This is a genomic window from Thiomonas islandica, from assembly GCF_055383445.1.
In genome coordinates, this window is the sequence record NZ_AP042391.1 from 1022965 (window position 1) to 1039608 (window position 16644).

Consider the following 16644-nt stretch of genomic DNA (forward strand, 5'->3'; position numbering starts at 1 on the left):
CTGCTCATGGCCAATCTCCAGGAGATCGAGGAAAGCGCCGCCGGGGCCACCCCGGCTGCGCCGCAGACCGCCGCGCACCTCACCCCGCTGACCGGCGGCACGCTGGTGCTGGGCACCATTGCGCTGTCGCTGGCGACCTTCATGAATGTGCTCGATACCTCGATCGCGAACGTGTCGATTCCCGCGATTGCCGGCGATCTGGGGGTGAGCTCATCGCAGGGTACCTGGGTCATCACCTCGTTTGGCGTGGCCAACGCCATCGCCGTGCCGCTGACCGGTTTTCTGACCCAGCGCTTCGGTGCGGTCAAGGTGTTTTTGGCCAGCATCCTGCTGTTCACGCTGTTCTCGTTCCTGTGCGGGCAGGCGCCGAGCATCGAAGTTCTCATTCTGTTTCGCGTGCTGCAGGGGGCCAGCGCCGGGCCGATGATTCCGCTGTCGCAAACCCTGCTGCTGTCCAGCTACAGACCGCAGCGTGCGGGCATGGCCATCGCCATGTGGTCGATGACCACGCTGATCGCGCCGATCATGGGGCCGCTGCTCGGCGGCTGGATCACCGACAACATCTCCTGGCCGTGGATTTTCTACATCAACGTGCCGGTTGGCCTGCTTGCCGCGGCGGTGACCGCTTCGATCTACATCCGGCGCGAGACGCCGATCCGCAAGCTGCCGATCGACTGGACCGGGCTGGTACTGCTGGTCATCTGGGTCGGCGCGCTGCAGATCATGCTCGACAAAGGGCAGGAGCTCGACTGGTTCGGCTCGCGCATCATCGTCGCGCTGGCAGCGACCGCGGTGGTCGGCTTCGTGCTGTTTCTGATCTGGGAGCTGTTCGATGAACATCCCGTGGTCGATCTGAGCCTGTTCAGGATTCCCACCTTCACCATCGGCACGCTGCTGCTCGCGCTGGCCTACGGCATGTTCTTCGGCAGCCTGGTGCTGCTGCCGCTGTGGCTGCAGGAGATCGTCGGCTACACCGCCACTCAGGCCGGCGAGGTGCTGGCCTGGGTCGGGTTGTTCGCGCTGATTCTCTCGCCCATCGTCGGGCGTCTGCTGCCGGTGCTCGACTCGCGCTGGGTGACCACCTTTTCCTTCATGACGTTTGCCCTCGTGTTCTATCTGCGCTCGCAGTTCACCACCGGTGACAGCTACTGGGAATATGCCATGCCCACGGTGATCCAGGGCATCTCCACCGCAACCTTTTTCATTCCCCTGCTGGGTATCATCCTCGGTGGGCTACCGCAGCACCGCATTGCCGCGGCCTCGGGGCTGTCGAACTTCGCACGCATCACCGCAGGGTCGTTTGGCACCTCGATCTACACCACATGGTGGACCAACCGCGCTGACCTGCACCACGAGCAACTGGTCAGCCACATCTATGCCGGCAGCCCGGTGGCCACGCCAGTGATCCAGGGTCTGCAGGCGCAGGGCTTCAGCCTCGAGCAGACCTTGGGCGTGATCAACCGCCTGGTCGATCAACAGGCGTATACCCTAGCGGTGGATGACATGTTTCGTCTGAGTGCATGGCTGTTTCTGGCGATGATCGCCCTGGTGTGGTTCATCCGACCGGTCAAGGGCGGCAACGCAGGCGGTGAGGCCGCAGCCGGCGCGCACTGACCACTCGCCTTCTTCCTTCTCTCATGCAACCCGACAAGAGGTCAAGATGCCACGACGTTCCCACCCCCGACTGCTGACCGCGCCGTTCGTCCGGCAGGGCATCGCAACGGCTGCGCTGCTGGCTGTGCTGTGCAACGCCGGCGCACAGGCCGCCGAGCTCGGTGCGCTGTGGGGAGCGGCGGGCCGGGGCTACCAGAACCTCACGCTGGCGGTGCAGACCGCGCCGCTGTGGAGCAGGCCACTTGCGCACAGCACGCTCGATGCCGTGCTCGAGGCCTCGGCAGGGCAGGTCAGTGCGTCGTCCGGCCCCGGTCAACGCCATCTCGTGCATGTCGGGCTGACTCCGATCGCGCGCTGGTGGTTTGCGCCTCAGACCGCGCTCGAATTCGGCATCGGCGCCAACCTGTTTTCCGGCACCACCCTGGGCGCCAAACGCATTTCCACCGCGTACCAGTTTGGCGATTCGATCGGTCTGCTGCACCGCATCGACGGCACGCCGTGGACGCTGGGCGCGCGTTTCACCCATTACTCGAATGCCGACATCAAGCGCCCGAACCCGGGGCAGGATTACTTGCAGCTGCACATCGGCTACCGTTTCTGAGCGCCCCCGCGATCGGGACACCGGCCCCGCAGCCCGCCAGCCGCGCGGCCGTGCTGCGGCACAATGCGCCCCATGCCACACAGCCCGCCCGAGCCCACCCGCATCATCGCCCTGCGTCATGGCGAGACCGACTGGAACGCCGCGGCGCGCATCCAGGGCCATACCGACATCCCGCTCAACGCCCGCGGGTTGGAGCAGGCGAGTCTGGCTGCGCGGGCCTTGGCTGATGAGGCGGTGGCCGCGGTCTACGCCAGCGATCTGCAGCGCGCCTGGCAGACCGCCGAGGCCATCGCCGCGCTGCATGGCCTGCCAGTCATCCGCGACCCCGCGCTGCGCGAGCGCTGCTTCGGCCAGTTCGAAGGGCACAGCTTTGCTGCGCTGGAGCCGCTGCATCCCGAACTGTGCGCCCGCTGGCGCCAGCGCGACCCCGACTTTGCCGCGCCGGGCGGCGAAACGCTGCGGGCCTTTGCGGCGCGCGCCCAACAGGCGCTGCTGCGTATTGCCGCGCGCCATCCAGGCCAGCTGATCGTCATTGCGGCGCATGGCGGCGTGCTCGACGCGTTCTACCGCGCCGCCACCGGGCAGGAACTGCAGGCCCCGCGCAGCTTCGAGCTGCGCAACGCCGCGCTCAACCGCCTGCTCTACGCCCAGGGCCAGCTTACCCTGGTGGGCTGGGGCGACACCGCGCATCTGGACCGCAGCCTCGAAGAGGGTGTGCAGTGAACGCCTGCGCCGTGCGCTCGGGTTCGGGTGCGACGACCGCCCTGGCCTGCCACGCTGTCCGACGGTCACGGGTCTTGGGTAGACTCATGCGATCGCCATGCGTTGCACTTCGGCCATGACTGCCCTTCGCCCTTCCCTGCTTGCCCTTGGTCTCCTGCTCGCCTTGCCTGGCACTGCGGCGCACGCCGGTCTGGGGCGGCCGCTGGCCGAGGCAACAAAAGACGGCCAGCCGGTCGCGCAGGTGCGGCGCTTTGTCGCGCAGGCCGCATCCGGCGCAAGCGCAAGCTCGTCCGGTGTACAGATGCAGACCGTGCAAACCGCACAGGGCGTCACGGTCACCGAATATGCCAACGCGGCCGGCACCGTGTTCGCCATCACCTGGAAGGGGCCGTTCAAGCCCGATCTGCAGCAGTTGCTCGGCAATTACTTCGCGCCCTATCTGCGCGCGGCCCAGGCCCAGGCCCCGCAGCTCAACCTGTCGCTGGTCAAGGGCGGCGACATCGTGGTGCACAGCGCGGGGCGCATGCGCGGTTTTTTCGGTGTGGCCTGGGTGCCCTCGCTCGTGCCTGCCGGGTTCGACCCGTCCCGCCTGCAGCCCTGATCGTCCATCAGCCATCGCCGAGTCGCCATGATGCTCTTGCTCAGCCGATCCCTGACTGCCTCCCGCTGGCTCGTGTTCGTCACCGCGCTGCTGCTGTCTGCCTGTGGCGGCGGGTCGTCTGCCACCTCGGCAGGCAACGTCGTCCCCATCAGCATCCCAGGCAACGTCGTCCCCATCAGCATCCGCCAGTTGGCGTCGAACAACACTACGCTGACGGCTAACACGCCGTATGTCGATGTGACCATCTGCGCGCCCTCCGGCGTTTGTCAGACGGTGCGCGATGTGCTCATCGACACCGGATCGTCCGGGCTGCGGCTGTTCGCCTCGGCGCTCACTGCGCAGATGCAAACGGCGCTGCCGATGATCAGCGCAACCACCGGCGGGCAACTCGCCGCCTGTGCGCAGTTCGCCTCGGGCTACGCCTGGGGCAGCATGCGTCAGGCAACGATTCGCATCGGCGGCAAAGCCACCAGCACCGCGGTGCCGATCCAGTTGATGAACGACCCCGGCCTGCCTGCTGCGCCGGCCGCGTGCGCGGGACAGGGGGTCGATTTTGCGAGCAGCTTCGCCGGCATTGCCAACGGCATCCTGGGCATCAGCAATTTCAAGTACGACTGCGGCCAGGTCTGCGCCCAAAGCACCCGCAGCGGCTTCTACTACACCTGTAGCAACGGCAATTGCAGCCTGACCACCGCCGCGCTGGCGCAGCAGGGCATCAACCCGGTTGCCGCGTTTGCCACCGACAACAACGGCAGCATCCTGCAACTGCCTGCCGTGCCGCTACCCAATGGGGCGCCAAGCGCCGATGGGACGCTGACCTTCGGCATTGGTACGCAGAGCAACAACACCCTGACCGCAGCGCAGCTGTATCCGCTAGATTCGCAAGGCAACCTCAAACTGAGCCTCTCCGGTGTGGTGCAAACCGGATTTGTCGACAGCGGCTCGAACGCTTTTTACCTCGATCTTTCCGGCGTTCCCACCTGTTCCAACGGGTTTTACTGCCCGAGCACGACCCTGAACGGCACGGTGCAGCTTCAGACCGCAAGCGGCGTGTACGGCAGCATGCAGCCGATCTACATCGGCGACGCCAAGGCCATGTTCGCCACGCAAAACGCTGCGCTGCCTGCGCTCGGCGGCCCGGCGGCGATCGCTGGACTGGTCGATCTCGGCCTGCCGTATTTCTACGGCCGTGCGATCGCCACTGGGCTGGAGGGCACCAACACCAGCGCGCCCAACGGCTACCTGCTCTACTGACCGCCGAACAGATCGCCGCCCGGGCGAGGTGGCGCAGCCAGGCCCAGGTGGGCGTAGGTGGCCGCGGTGGCGATGCGTCCACGCGGGGTGCGCTGCAAATAGCCCTGCTGGATGAGATAGGGCTCGATCACATCCTCGATGGTGTCGCGCTCCTCGCCGATTGCCGCAGCCAGATTGTCCAGCCCCACCGGGCCACCGTCGAAGCGGTGCACCACGGCTTCGAGCAACTTGCGGTCCATCACATCCAGGCCAAGCGGATCGACGTCGAGCATTTTCAGCGCCGCATCGGCCACCGCGGCGGAGATGCGTCCGGCGGCCTTGACCTCGGCGTAATCGCGCACGCGCCGCAGCAAGCGGTTGGCGATGCGCGGCGTACCGCGGGCACGCCGCGCGATTTCCTCGGCGCCATCGGGTTCGATCATCGCCCCCAGCAGATCCGCCGAACGCAGCACGATGCGCCGCAGCTCCTCGGTGGTGTAGAACTCCAGCCGCGCGACGATGCCGAAACGATCGCGCAGCGGGTTGGTCAGCATGCCCGCTCGCGTGGTTGCGCCCACCAGAGTGAAGGGCTGCAGGTCGATTTTCACACTGCGTGCGCCCGGCCCTTCGCCGATCAGGATGTCGATCTGATAGTCCTCGAGTGCCGGGTACAGGATTTCTTCGACCACGGGCGAGAGGCGGTGGATTTCGTCGATGAAAAGCACATCGTTGCGCTCGAGGTTGGTCAGCAGCGCGGCCAGGTCGCCGGCGCGCTCGAGCACCGGGCCGGAGGTCGAGCGCAGGTTCACGCCCATTTCCCGCGCGACGATGTGCGCCAGCGTGGTCTTGCCCAGCCCGGGCGGGCCGAACAGCAGCACATGGTCGAGCGCTTCGGCGCGCTTGCGCGCCGCGCCGATGAAAATGTCGAGCTGCTCGCGCACCCGGGTCTGGCCGACATAGTCGTCGAGCTGCTGCGGCCGCAGCGCGCGCTCGACCACCGCTTCTTGCGGCGACACCGGCGCGGCATCGATCAGCCGCGCCGAGGCAGGGGCAAAGGCATCAGGTTGAATGGGCACGGCGAGGGTGGCGGAAAACTGGGATTGTGCACAGCATAAGTCATCCGCGCAGCAGCGCCTCCTCGGCCACGGCTAGCGCATCGGGCAGCCCCGAGAGCACCACGGTATCGCCTTCGCGCAGCTGCAGTGAGGGCGTGGGCTTGAGCACCTGACCATCGCTGCGCCGCACCTGCGTCACCCGTGCGCCTTCGCGGCTGACCGTGCCCAGCGTTTTGCCCACGGCGGCGGCCTCGGCGGTGAGCGTCACCGACTGCAGCCGGGGTTGGTCGGCATCGTCGAGTGAGGCATCGTCGCTGCCGTGAAACCAGTCGCGCAGCAGGCTGTAGCGAGCGGCACGCGCATGCCGCACCCGCTTGAGCACGCGCGGCAACGGCACGCCCACCAGCGCCAGGGTGTGCGAGGCCAGCATCAGCGAGCCCTCGAGCACCTCAGGCACCACTTCGGTCGCGCCAGCCTGGCGCAGTTCTTCCAGCGGGCCGTCGTCCAGTGTGCGCACCACCACCGGCACATGCGGCGCATGCGTGCGGATGAGCTGCAGGATACGCAGCGCCGACTGGGTCTGCACATAGGTGATGACCACGGCGCTGGCCCGCTGCAACCCCGCGGCCTGCAGCGTGGCCAGCCGTGTGGAGTCGCCGTACAGCACGTTCTGTCCAGCGGACCGGGTCTGAGCCACCCGGTCCGGATCGAGGTCGAGCGCGATGTGCGGGATGTGCTCGGTATCGAGCAGCCGCGCCAGGTTTTGCCCGCAGCGGCCAAAGCCACAGATGATGACATGGTTCTGCGCAGCAATGCTGCTGCGCGCGATGTCGGTGAGCTGCAGCGATGCCAGCATCCAGTCCGCCGACGAGACTTTGAGCACGATGCGGTCGATGTACTGTCCCAGCAGCGGGGTGTAGAGCATGGAGATGACCATTGCCGCCAGCACCGGATTGAGCACTTCGGGCGGAATCAGCCGGTTGTTCGATGCAATGTTGAGCAGCACGATGCCGAACTCCCCCGCAGGTGCCAGCCACAGCGCCACACGCAGCGACAGTCCGGGCGGCGACTTGCGCAGGCGCTCGATGCCGAACACCAGCGCCGCCTTGAACAGCGGCGGCAGCACTGCCAGCAGCAGCACCAGCCACCACTGCGCTAGCACCAGCCGCCAGTCGAGCAGCATGCCGATAGTGATGAAAAACAGCCCGAGCAGCACGTCGCGAAACGGCCGGATGTCGGCCTCCACCTGCGCCTTGTACGGCGTCTCGGCGATCAGCATGCCGGCCAGGAACGCGCCAAGCGCCAGCGACAGCCCGGCCAGCTCAGTGATCCAGGCCAGGCCGAGCGTGAGCAGCAGCAGATTGAGCATGAACAGCTCGTCCGACTTGCGCTTGACCACGATGCGCAGCCAGGGCTGCAACAGCCGCCCGCCGGCCAGCAGGATGACCGCCAGCACCAGCGCCGCCTTCACCGCCGCAAGACTCAGCAGCCGCGGCAGATCGGCGCTGTGCGAGGCCAGCGCCGGAATCAGGATGAGCAGCGGCACCACCGCCAGGTCCTGGAACAGCAGCACACCGATGATGTGGCGCCCATGCTCCGAGTCGAGCTCGATGCGTTCGGATAGCAGCTTGACCACGATCGCGGTCGAGGACATGGCGAACGCGCCGCCGATGGCCACCCCTGCGCTGAGCGGATGCGCCCCGATCGGCCCCAGTGCCAGGCTGATGCCGATGCTGCCGATCACGGTTGCCGCCATCGCCGCACCCACCTGCGTCGCACCCAGCCCGAACACCAGTGAGCGCATCGCTTTGAGCTGCCCCAGACTGAACTCCAGCCCGATGGAAAACATCAGGAACACCACGCCGAATTCGGCCAGATGCTGCAGCCCGGTCAGGTCGCCCGCCAGCGCGAGGGTGTTGGGCCCGATCACCACACCCACCGCCAGGTACCCCAGCATCGGCGGCATCGACAAGGCGCGAAACACGGCCACGCCGATCACTGCGGCAACAAGGTAGAGCAAGGTGAGTTCAAGGCCGGTCATCTGGCGGCAGAAGGGCTGGGTGCGAGTCTGTCTTGGAAGTTGTGAATCTTTCTGCTGCGCGGCCCGCTGGCCGCAAAGCGCGGTGCTCTGGTCTGGCCGATCTGGTTGATCTGCCCGGGCCTTGTGCGCCTGCGCATGGGCGACTGGCCGCTCGCGACGAAATCTTCACAACTTTTCAGGCCGACAAGCATAAATCACGCCCGGCCTGCGCCCTGCGATCAAGATCAACCGGCACGCGTTCGAAAAATCGAGTACACTGTGTTTCGTAGTAAACGCAAAAGTAGGTCGTTTTGAAGAAAATCGTCAAATCCCAATCCGTTGTTCCGCAGCGGTTTGCGGCCTGATTGAATTCCCCAAGTGATTTCTGGCGTGTTTCTGCACTGCGCTGGCATGTTGCTGCGCAGCTCACTGACTTTTTAAGGAATTGAAAAATGGCTATGCAAACTGGCTCTGTCAAATGGTTCAACGAAAGCAAGGGCTTCGGCTTCATCGCGCAGGATGGCGGCAATGCCGACCTGTTCGTGCATTTCAGCGAAATCCAGGGTAACGGCTTCAAAACCCTGGCTGAAAATCAGCGTGTGCAGTTCGAAGTCAAGCAAGGCCCCAAGGGCCTGCAGGCCTCGAACGTGACCGCGATCTGATTTCGCCGTCCTTCGCAATAAAAACCGCGGCCTCGGCCGCGGTTTTTTTGTGCCCCCAGCATGGGCGCCCTCTTGAGGGTGCAAGTCCCTCCGCGAGCTGACCACAGCGAGCGAAGCCAAGCGCAACTGCGCAAGGGTGACCGACCGTGGGGAGTTGGAAGGCATATTTCCAGCTGGCGCAGACACCGAAGGTGTTTCGCTCTCTGGACGAATGGCTGCGACGAAGGTTGCGCGCGCTGCAATGGAAGCGCTGGCGGCGTGGCACCACCCTGTTGCGTGAGTTGCGCGCTCTCGGTGCAAGCAAGGATCTGGCTGCGAAAATCGCCGGCCACGGCCGGCACTGGTGGCGTGCCAGCCGGTCGGAAATACATCGTGTGCTGAACAACGCATCCTTCGAGCGGCTCGGCGTGCCACGCCTGTCATCACCTCAACGACTCGAACCGCCCGGTGCGGACCCGCATGCCGGGTGGTGTGGGAGGGGGATCGACTAGGATGGTCGGCGCCCCCTATTTCGATGCCGGCGTTGCGTATGCGTCGTGGCGGCGCGGTGTTTCTGGCATCATGCCTGTCCAGGGAGGTTGTTCCATGCACATCGTTTTACCGGTGGACGGTTCCAGCTACACCACGCGCGCGGTGCAGGTGTTGGTGCAGCATGTTCGGCTATACCGAGCCGCGCCGCAGATCACTTTGTTGACCGTCGTCTTGCCGATTGGCACGCCGCTGGCGCGGGCGCAACTGAGCAAGGCGACGCTGGACGACTATTACCGCGACGTCAGCGCGCAGGCGCTTGCGCCTGCTGAAGATGCGCTGAAGCAGGCCGGACTGGCGTTTGAGTCCCGCTTTGTGGTGGGCGATCCGGCCGAGCAGATCGCCGCCGAGGTGACCCGTCTGCAGCCCGACCTGCTCATCATGGGCACGCACGGCCATTCGGCGCTCAAAGGGTTTGTGATGGGCTCGGTGGCGAGCAAGGTGGTGGCATCTACGACTGTGCCGGTATTGCTGGTGCGGTAATCGGACGTTGCCTTGGGCGAAGCCGCTCGGCGCTCAGCGCTGGCTCAGCGCATTGCCCACCAGTTTGGCGGTGATGTCCACGATCTGGATCATGCGGTCATAGGCCATGCGGGTGGGGCCGATGACGCCGAGGGTGCCGACGACCTTGCCGTCTGTCGCATAGGGTGCGGTAATGACCGAGAGTTCTTCGAATGGCACGGCCTCGCTTTCGCCGCCGATGTAGATGCGTACGCCGTCGGCCTTGGCCGAGGCGTCCATCAGCTTGAGCAACTGGGCCTTTTGCTCGAACAGGTCGAACAGTTGCCGCAGTTTGTCGATCTTTCCGGCCAGATCATCCAGTCCCAGCAGCTGCTGTTGCCCGGCGATCACCACCTGGTCCTGCGCCTGGCTCAGCGCCTGGCTGCCGACTTCCACGCCGGTCTGCATCAGCGCGACCAGTTCGGCGCGCAGGTGTTCGACCTCGCTGCCGAGCTTTTGCGCCACCTGTTCGAAGCGCATGCCGGAGAAGTGGGTGTTGAGGTAGTTGGTGGCGGTGTTGAGTTCGCTCTGGGTCAGCGGCTGCGGCCAGTGCAGCATGCGGTTTTGCACATCGCCCTCGGGACTGACGATGATGAGCAGGATGCGGTGCTCGCTCAGCCGCAGAAATTCGATGTGCCGGAAGGCGTCGCTGCGTTGCGGTGCGAGCACCACACCGACGAAGTGCGACAGGCTGGACATGAGCTGCGCCGCGCGCGCCATGACCTGCTGCGGCGGGGCGGCATCGAGCGACTGTTGCAGGGTGTGCTGCAAAAACTCGGCCTGCGCGGGCGGCTGGGCGGTGAGCATTGCATCGACGAACACCCGGTAGCCACGCGGGGTGGGCACGCGTCCGGCCGAGGTATGCGGGCTGGTGATCAGCCCCATGTCCTCCAGATCGGCCATGACATTGCGGATGGTGGCCGCAGACAGCTCCAGCCCGCAGGTGCGCGACAGGGTGCGCGAGCCCACGGGCTGGCCGTCGGCAATGTAGTGCTCGATCAGGGTTTTGAGCAGCACGCGGGAGCGTTCGTCCATGCCGCAATTTTAGGCAGCACGGGGTTGGCGCGCATTGGCGCGCGGGCGATCATGCGGCTGTGCTGTAATTTGCCGCTGCGCACTCTCCTTCCGAGCCATGTCCAGAACCGCGTTCCAGCAGGTCTTGCTGATCGGCAAGCATCAGGTGCCGCAGGCGCAGCGCCTGCTGGGCGACATCGCTGCGCGGCTCGCCAGCGCCGGGGTGGAGGTGTGGGTGGGCGAGCTGACCGCGCAGCACACCGATCTGCCGTATCCGGTGCTACGCGGCAGCGAGCTGGCCGAGCGTACCGCGCGGGGCGGCTGGGTGGCGGTGGTGCTGGGCGGTGACGGCACCATGCTGGGCGCAGCCCGCAGGCTCGCTCCGCTGAATGTGCCGCTGGTGGGCATCAACGCCGGACGGCTGGGCTTCATGACCGACATTGCCGACAGCGCCTGGGAAGAGGCGATCGACGGGCTGCTGGCCGGGGCGTTCGAGCGCGAGGAGCGCGCCATGCTCAGCGGCGCTGTGGAACGCGGCGGGCAGTCCATTTTCCAGGCGATTGCAGTCAACGATGTGGTGGTCAACCGCAACGGCGCGTCGGGGCTGGTGGAGTTGAAGGTCGAGGTGGATGGCCGCTTCATGTATGTGCAGCGGGCCGACGGCCTGATCGTCGCCACGCCCACCGGCTCCACGGCGTATGCGCTGTCGGCCTATGGCCCCATCCTGCATCCGCGCGTGGATGGTGTGGTGCTGGTGCCGATTGCGCCGCACACACTGTCGAACCGGCCCATCGTGTTGCCGGGTGGGGCGCAGATCGTGATCGAGGTGGTCACCTCGCGCGACGTGAGCGTGAATTTCGACATGCAGAGCTATGCCGAGCTGATCGGCGGCGACCGCATCCGCGTCAGCCAGGCACCGTTTCGTTGTGTGTTCCTGCACCCGCCGGGGTGGAGCTACTTTTCCACCCTGCGCAAAAAGCTGCACTGGCACGAGATCCCCGATGAGTCCTGAACCGCTGCGCGCTGCCTGAACCATGCTGCTGCACCTGCACCTGCGCGACTTTGTCATCGTCCCCGCGCTCGACATCGATCTGGGCCCGGGATTCACCGTGCTCACCGGAGAGACCGGCGCGGGTAAGTCCATCCTGATCGACGCGCTGAAGCTCGCGTTGGGCGAGCGTGCCGACAGCGGGGTGGTGCGCAGCGGCGCAGCGCGCGCCGAGATCGGCGCCGAGTTCAGCCTGAATCCGCGCCTGGCCGCCTGGCTAGAGGATCAGGGCTTCTCGGTCGAGGGCGACAGCGTGCTGCTGCGTCGGGTGATCGACGCGCAGGGTAGGTCGCGCGGCTTTATCAACGGCAGCCCGGCCACCGCAGCGCAGCTCAAGGCCGCAGGCGAGATGATGGTGGACATCCACGGCCAGCACGCGCATCAGGGTCTGGTGCGGCGCGAGGTGGTCACCAGCCTGCTCGACGCCTACGCCGGCGCACAGGCCGAGGCGCGGGCGGTGGCGCAGGCCTGGACGCAGTGGCGCGCGGCGCAGCAGGCCCTGCAGCAGGCGCAGACGGATGCCGGTCGGCTGGCCGAGGAGCGCGAGCGCTTGCAGTGGCAGTGCGAGGAACTCGATCGCCTGCGCCCTGCGCAAGGCGAGTGGGACGCGCTGGAGGCCGAGCACAAGCGGCTGGCGCATATCAGCAGCCTGCTCGAAGACTTTGCCACTGCGCAGGCTGCGCTCGACGGCGAGGAGGTCAGCGCGCTGGCGCTGCTGGCGCAGGCGCAGCAGGCGCTGGAACGCGCTGCGCAGGTGGACGCCGGCCTGCAGCCTTTGGTGCAGCAGATCGACTCGGCGCACACCAGCCTGCGTGAACTCGGCCATGACCTGCAGCGCCTGGCCGAGCGCACCGAAGCCGACCCGCAGCGCTTGGCCGAACTCGACGCACGGCTGGCCGCGTGGATGCAACTGGCGCGCAAGCACCGTGTGCCGCCCTTCGAACTGCCGCAAGCGCATGCCGCGCTGCGCGAGCGGCTCGCCCAGCTCGACCGCAGCGCCGACCTGCCTGCGCTGGAACAGGCGGCACACGCCGCGCATGCCGCGCTGGAGCACGCCGCGGCCCAGCTTAGCGTCCGCCGGCGCAAGGCGGCACAGCAACTGGCCAAGGCGGTGCAGGCGGCGATGCAGGATCTGGGCATGCCCGGCGGCCGGTTCGACGTGGTGCTCATTGCGCTGGACGCGGTGGGCGCGCGCGGCGCCGAGAGTGTGGAGCTGCAGGTGGCCGCGCATCCCGGCGCTGAACTGCGCGCGCTGGGCAAGGTGGCCAGCGGCGGCGAGCTGTCACGCATTGCGTTGGCCGTGGCCGTGACCACGAGTGCGCTGCAGGATGTCGACACCCTGATTTTCGATGAGGTCGACGCCGGCATCGGCGGCGCGGTAGCGCAGACCGTCGGCCGGCTGCTGCGCAAGCTGGGCCGCGACCGGCAGGTGCTCGCGGTCACGCATCTGGCGCAGGTGGCGGCTTGCGCGCAGCAGCATTTCACGGTGCGCAAAACCAGCATTGGCCAGCAGACCGCCAGCCTGCTCGAAGCGCTGGAGCCGTCACAACGGCAGAGCGAGATCGCCCGGATGTTGGGCGGCAACGCGCAGTCCGGCGCCGCGCTCGAACATGCGCGTGAACTGCTCGCCGCCTGCGACGCCGTTTGACCGCTCTCGGAGCCCGCGATGAACTCGCCGCCGACCACCGCAATGCCGACCGAACCGCGCTTCACTCACCAACTGGTGCTGATTTCCGGGCTGTCGGGCTCGGGCAAATCGGTAGCCCTGGCTGCGCTCGAAGACTCGGGTTATTACTGTGTGGACAACCTGCCGCCGCAGCTCATCAACGCGCTGGTCGAGCAGACCCGGGCCTCGGGACAGATGCGCGTGGCGGTCGCGGTCGATGCACGCAGCGCCGAGTCGCTGACCGACGTGCCGGCCCTGCTGCAGCAACTGCGCACCCGCTGCGAGGTGCATGCGCTGTTTCTCGACTGCGCCACCGACACCCTGGTGCAGCGGTTTTCCGAAACCCGCAGACGCCATCCACTGACCAGCCGCATCACCGCGCAGCAGACGGGCAGCGCGGCAGCAGCGCGCGGCGATGGCTATGCCAATGCGCTGACTGAGGCGATCGAACTGGAGCGCGAGCTGCTGCGCCCGGTGGCCGAGATCGGCCTGCATCTGGACACCAGCCAGATGAAGGCCGCGCAACTGCGCGACTGGATCAAGCAGACCGTGCGGGTGCAGGCCTCGCAGATGGTGGTGCTGTTCGAGTCGTTCGCATTCAAGCGCGGCGTGCCGCTCGATGCCGACTATGTGTTCGATGTGCGCATGCTGCCCAACCCGCATTACGACACCGCGCTGCGCCCGCTGACCGGGCGTGATGCGCCTGTGGCCGACTTTCTGCTGCGCCAGCCTGAGGTGCTGCAGATGCTGGCCGACATCACCGCCTTCCTGCAGCGCTGGCTGCCCCGGCTTGCGGCCGATCACCGCAGCTACGTCGGTGTGGCCATCGGCTGCACTGGCGGACAGCATCGCTCGGTGTTTCTGTCCGAGCAGCTCAGCCGCGCGTTCAGCGGCCAGTACACCGTGCTGCTGCGTCATCGCGAGCTCGACGCCTCCGGAGCCGGCGCCAGCGAACAGTGACCGGCATCCGCCGTCGGCCCGTTGCCCAGCGCCAGCGGCGGCGGTTCGGCGAAGCGGTCGTGCGGCGTGACCGCGTGCCAGTCCAGCACCAGTAGCGTGAGCACCGCGGCCCAGAACAAGGCGATGCGCCAGGAAGATCGACGGTGCATCGCAAAGGCCCTCAATCCTGCATCCCCAGCCGACGACGCAGCCGCACACCCAGCAGACTGCCGCCGAAGGCACAGGCAAACCACACCCAGCCGTGCAGACTGCCGGTGGCGATGCCGGAAAAATACGCCCCAACATTGCAGCCGAACGCCAGCCGCGAGCTGTAGCCCAGCAGCAGCCCGGCGGCGATCGAAGCGAGCCACTGCCGCGCCGGCAGCTTCACCGCGGGGCTGGCCTTGCCCTTCCAACAGGCGGCGATCAGCGCGCCCAGCAGCAGTCCCAGATCGGTGACGCTGGTGTTGTCCGCCAGCACCGTGGCGTGCAGCTGCGCCTGTTGCGCCGGCTGGCCCCAGAAGGCGTTGTGGCTCAGGTCGATGCCGAGCGCCTGCGCGATTTTCGCGCCCCAGAGTCCCAGACCGTAGACGATGCCCCAAGGTTGGCCGGCGACAACCAGATTGACCGTGGCCAGCAGCCCCAGCCCGATGGCCGCCCACCACACTGCAGACCCCGTCCAGCGCGACGGCCCGGGGCCGCGCCAGCGCCACAGTAGGGCTGCAAGCAGGGCCAGCGCGCCCAGTTGCGCCGTCAGCGTCCATTCCGCCCCCAGCATCTGCACCAGATCGACCGGCGGCAGCGCGCCGAGACGAAGCCAGGCCGGTAGCTGCGCCGCGCCGACGAAACTGCCCAGCACGAACGCCGGCAGCACAGCCAGGCTGACCGGATGTCCCAGCCCAGCCTTGTACAGCGTGCCCGAGCCGCAGCCGTCGGCCACCTGCATCGCCGCGCCGAACACGAAGGCGCCAACCAGCAGGCTGATCGACAGCGGGCCGTCCGCGCCCTGCAATTCGGGATGTGCGGCCAGCAGCGGCACACTCAGCAGCATGGCCACCGCAATGCCCACGAACTGCGCCCACAGCCCCTTGGGATCGCGTCGCGTGATCCACACTCGCCAGCCGGTGGTGAAGCCGAACGCCGCTGCGGCCAGCAGCACGCCATAGCCCAGGCCAATCAGCCACAGCAGGCCTTGTCGCCAGCCGACCAGCCAGGTGATTGCGGCAAATCCGGCCAGCGCAGCCGCGAGCAGCAGACGGCTGGCGAGTTGCTGCAGGCTGCGCCGCGGTGCAGGGGCTGCGGGCGCAATCGACACCGTGTTCAGAGCGCTTGCCATATCTGTTCCAGTTGCTGCCAAAGCTGCTGCAGCCGGGTGGGGACATGCGCCATCGGTGCCTTGGTGCGCGACCAGTCCACCATCGAGCCGGGGTACAGCGCCACACCGGGCCGGTGCAACACCTCGGACAGCACGAACCAGTTGGTCGCGGCCCAATGCCCGGTATTGCAGAACGACACGGTGCGCCGTATCCCGTCTGGCTGCGGCAGGCTGCGGGCAATGCGTTGCAGCACTTCCACATCGGGCAGCACGCCGCCACCGTGCACAAACCAGCGAGCGTTGTCGAAGTCCAGCGCACCGGGCAGGGTGCCCGGACGGGCCGCGGCGGGGGCTTTTTCGCGGCCCACATAGAAGGCGCGGGGACGGGCGTCGAGCAGCAGCACGCCGGGGTCGTGCAGATCCTGCTCGACCGCTTCGCGGGTGGCCAGGATGGACATGTCGAGCTGCGGGGTGAAGCGGCTGGGCGTGACCGCAGTCGGCCGGGTGGTCAGCGGCAGGCCGGCGGCGCGCCACGCGGCCATGCCGCCGTTGAGGATGGCGAGCTGCTTGAACCCGAGCCATTTCAGCGTCCAGTACACCCGCGCTGGAGCGCCGAAGTCGCTGGCGTCGTTGCCGCTGGCGACGATGACCACGGGCCGTTGTCCCTCCAGCCCGAGGCTGCGCAGCAGCGCGGTGAACTGCCCCAGCGGCAGCAACGCCCCCGGATTGCTTGCCGGGCCGCGCCAGCGGGCATACGGTGCCGCAATGGCGCCGGGGATGTGCGCGGTCTGCGGCGCGGCCGCATCATCGCGGATGTCCACGATCTGCACCGGGCCGCGCCATGCCGCCAGCGCCGGTGCCGAGATCAGCGGGCCGAAAGCCAAGGGTTGCTGCACCAGCGGTGCGGCGCTCACCCCCTGCTGCAGCGCCCAGGCGGCGAGCAGCCACAGCGCCACGACCGCGCGCTGCAGCCGCCGCCATCTGCCGAACCGCTGAGGGGACGAAGGGGAAGACAGAAGACTAGCGTGTTCCATGTCACCCATTTTGGAAACACGATCACGCAAAGGGAACGACAGAGTTGTCATGCGCATCCAACTGCGCGGAATATGGACCGTTGCGAAGCC

At 67.1% G+C, this 16644-nt stretch carries 17 protein-coding genes; 11 read left to right on the forward strand and 6 right to left on the reverse strand.

Going from position 1 to position 16644, the window contains the following annotated elements; translation table 11 throughout:
* The first annotated feature begins 6 nt into the window (after positions 1-6).
* The 5 genes from ACZ47F_RS04895 to ACZ47F_RS04915 all read left to right on the forward strand — a co-directional run bounded on the left by ACZ47F_RS04895 (position 7) and on the right by ACZ47F_RS04915 (position 4793).
* The gene (locus tag ACZ47F_RS04895) at positions 7-1614 is read left to right on the forward strand and encodes a DHA2 family efflux MFS transporter permease subunit (RefSeq protein ID WP_464926167.1); all 1608 of its coding nucleotides are present in this window, start codon (positions 7-9) and stop codon (positions 1612-1614) included.
* 46 nt (positions 1615-1660) lie between these two features.
* Positions 1661-2215 carry an acyloxyacyl hydrolase gene (locus tag ACZ47F_RS04900; protein WP_464926168.1) on the forward strand — a complete coding sequence of 185 codons (555 nt, stop codon included), beginning with the start codon at positions 1661-1663 and terminating at the stop codon, positions 2213-2215.
* Positions 2216-2287: 72 nt separating this feature from the next.
* The gene (locus tag ACZ47F_RS04905; RefSeq protein ID WP_464926169.1) at positions 2288-2938 is read left to right on the forward strand and encodes a histidine phosphatase family protein; all 651 of its coding nucleotides are present in this window, start codon (positions 2288-2290) and stop codon (positions 2936-2938) included.
* 115 nt (positions 2939-3053) lie between these two features.
* Positions 3054-3539, forward strand: a complete 486-nt coding sequence (locus ACZ47F_RS04910) for a DUF2844 domain-containing protein (protein WP_464926170.1) — start codon at positions 3054-3056, stop codon at positions 3537-3539.
* A 27-nt stretch (positions 3540-3566) separates the two neighbouring features.
* Positions 3567-4793 carry a DUF3443 family protein gene (locus ACZ47F_RS04915; RefSeq protein WP_464926171.1) on the forward strand — a complete coding sequence of 409 codons (1227 nt, stop codon included), beginning with the start codon at positions 3567-3569 and terminating at the stop codon, positions 4791-4793.
* On the opposite strand, the gene ruvB is transcribed toward ACZ47F_RS04915, so the two are convergent.
* Positions 4787-5848, reverse strand: a complete 1062-nt coding sequence (ruvB, locus tag ACZ47F_RS04920) for a Holliday junction branch migration DNA helicase RuvB (protein WP_464926172.1) — start codon at positions 5846-5848, stop codon at positions 4787-4789. The two genes, ACZ47F_RS04915 and ruvB, sit on opposite strands and share 7 nt — an antisense overlap.
* Before the next feature lie 40 nt (positions 5849-5888).
* Complete coding sequence (locus ACZ47F_RS04925) at positions 5889-7868, reverse strand: monovalent cation:proton antiporter family protein (protein ID WP_464926173.1); 1980 nt, start codon at positions 7866-7868, stop codon at positions 5889-5891.
* Positions 7869-8305: 437 nt separating this feature from the next.
* Here ACZ47F_RS04925 and ACZ47F_RS04930 point away from each other — a divergent pair, with 437 nt between their 5' ends.
* The 3 genes from ACZ47F_RS04930 to ACZ47F_RS04940 all read left to right on the forward strand — a co-directional run bounded on the left by ACZ47F_RS04930 (position 8306) and on the right by ACZ47F_RS04940 (position 9520).
* Complete coding sequence (locus ACZ47F_RS04930) at positions 8306-8509, forward strand: cold-shock protein (protein WP_464926576.1); 204 nt, start codon at positions 8306-8308, stop codon at positions 8507-8509.
* A 191-nt stretch (positions 8510-8700) separates the two neighbouring features.
* Complete coding sequence (locus ACZ47F_RS04935; protein ID WP_464926174.1) at positions 8701-9000, forward strand: hypothetical protein; 300 nt, start codon at positions 8701-8703, stop codon at positions 8998-9000.
* 94 nt (positions 9001-9094) lie between these two features.
* Entirely contained in the window at positions 9095-9520 is a 426-nt protein-coding gene (locus ACZ47F_RS04940; RefSeq protein ID WP_464926175.1) for a universal stress protein, read from the forward strand.
* Positions 9521-9553: 33 nt separating this feature from the next.
* On the opposite strand, the gene hrcA is transcribed toward ACZ47F_RS04940, so the two are convergent.
* Positions 9554-10573 (reverse strand): heat-inducible transcriptional repressor HrcA, encoded by a 1020-nt coding sequence (gene hrcA / locus ACZ47F_RS04945; protein ID WP_464926176.1) that lies wholly within the window; start codon positions 10571-10573, stop codon positions 9554-9556.
* Between the two features lie 97 nt (positions 10574-10670).
* Between hrcA and ACZ47F_RS04950 the strand changes: the two genes are divergently transcribed.
* The 3 genes from ACZ47F_RS04950 to rapZ are packed head-to-tail and all read left to right on the forward strand — an operon-like array spanning position 10671 to position 14226.
* Positions 10671-11564, forward strand: a complete 894-nt coding sequence (locus ACZ47F_RS04950; RefSeq protein WP_464926177.1) for an NAD kinase — start codon at positions 10671-10673, stop codon at positions 11562-11564.
* A gap of 22 nt (positions 11565-11586) precedes the next feature.
* Positions 11587-13248, forward strand: a complete 1662-nt coding sequence (gene recN, locus ACZ47F_RS04955; protein WP_464926178.1) for a DNA repair protein RecN — start codon at positions 11587-11589, stop codon at positions 13246-13248.
* 18 nt (positions 13249-13266) lie between these two features.
* Positions 13267-14226: an RNase adapter RapZ gene (rapZ, locus tag ACZ47F_RS04960; RefSeq protein ID WP_464926179.1), complete on the forward strand. Its 960-nt coding sequence runs from the start codon at positions 13267-13269 to the stop codon at positions 14224-14226.
* Here the strand turns inward: rapZ and ACZ47F_RS04965 are convergent.
* Genes ACZ47F_RS04965 through ACZ47F_RS04975 form a run of 3 tightly spaced genes read right to left on the reverse strand, consistent with a single transcriptional unit; the run spans position 14181 to position 16563 of the window.
* Positions 14181-14375: a hypothetical protein gene (locus tag ACZ47F_RS04965; RefSeq protein WP_464926180.1), complete on the reverse strand. Its 195-nt coding sequence runs from the start codon at positions 14373-14375 to the stop codon at positions 14181-14183. The genes rapZ and ACZ47F_RS04965 overlap by 46 nt on opposite strands.
* Before the next feature lie 11 nt (positions 14376-14386).
* On the reverse strand, positions 14387-15541 hold the full coding sequence (locus tag ACZ47F_RS04970) for a YeeE/YedE thiosulfate transporter family protein (RefSeq protein WP_464926181.1): 1155 nt from the start codon (positions 15539-15541) through the stop codon (positions 14387-14389).
* The gene (locus ACZ47F_RS04975) at positions 15526-16563 is read right to left on the reverse strand and encodes a sulfurtransferase (RefSeq protein WP_464926182.1); all 1038 of its coding nucleotides are present in this window, start codon (positions 16561-16563) and stop codon (positions 15526-15528) included. The genes ACZ47F_RS04970 and ACZ47F_RS04975 overlap by 16 nt, the downstream gene beginning before the upstream one ends.
* Positions 16564-16644: the final 81 nt, after the last annotated feature.

Coding starts and splice junctions, on each gene's coding strand:
- ACZ47F_RS04900 (WP_464926168.1), top strand. CDS start 1,661: ATGCCACGACGTTCCCACCCCCGACTGCTGACCGCGCCGTTCGTCCGG.
- ACZ47F_RS04940 (WP_464926175.1), top strand. CDS start 9,095: ATGCACATCGTTTTACCGGTGGACGGTTCCAGCTACACCACGCGCGCG.
- ACZ47F_RS04930 (WP_464926576.1), top strand. CDS start 8,306: ATGCAAACTGGCTCTGTCAAATGGTTCAACGAAAGCAAGGGCTTCGGC.
- ACZ47F_RS04975 (WP_464926182.1), bottom strand. CDS start 16,563: ATGGGTGACATGGAACACGCTAGTCTTCTGTCTTCCCCTTCGTCCCCT.
- hrcA (WP_464926176.1), bottom strand. CDS start 10,573: ATGGACGAACGCTCCCGCGTGCTGCTCAAAACCCTGATCGAGCACTAC.
- ACZ47F_RS04950 (WP_464926177.1), top strand. CDS start 10,671: ATGTCCAGAACCGCGTTCCAGCAGGTCTTGCTGATCGGCAAGCATCAG.
- ACZ47F_RS04915 (WP_464926171.1), top strand. CDS start 3,567: ATGATGCTCTTGCTCAGCCGATCCCTGACTGCCTCCCGCTGGCTCGTG.
- ACZ47F_RS04910 (WP_464926170.1), top strand. CDS start 3,054: ATGACTGCCCTTCGCCCTTCCCTGCTTGCCCTTGGTCTCCTGCTCGCC.
- ACZ47F_RS04970 (WP_464926181.1), bottom strand. CDS start 15,541: ATGGCAAGCGCTCTGAACACGGTGTCGATTGCGCCCGCAGCCCCTGCA.
- ACZ47F_RS04925 (WP_464926173.1), bottom strand. CDS start 7,868: ATGACCGGCCTTGAACTCACCTTGCTCTACCTTGTTGCCGCAGTGATC.
- recN (WP_464926178.1), top strand. CDS start 11,587: ATGCTGCTGCACCTGCACCTGCGCGACTTTGTCATCGTCCCCGCGCTC.
- rapZ (WP_464926179.1), top strand. CDS start 13,267: ATGAACTCGCCGCCGACCACCGCAATGCCGACCGAACCGCGCTTCACT.
- ACZ47F_RS04965 (WP_464926180.1), bottom strand. CDS start 14,375: ATGCACCGTCGATCTTCCTGGCGCATCGCCTTGTTCTGGGCCGCGGTG.
- ACZ47F_RS04905 (WP_464926169.1), top strand. CDS start 2,288: ATGCCACACAGCCCGCCCGAGCCCACCCGCATCATCGCCCTGCGTCAT.
- ACZ47F_RS04895 (WP_464926167.1), top strand. CDS start 7: ATGGCCAATCTCCAGGAGATCGAGGAAAGCGCCGCCGGGGCCACCCCG.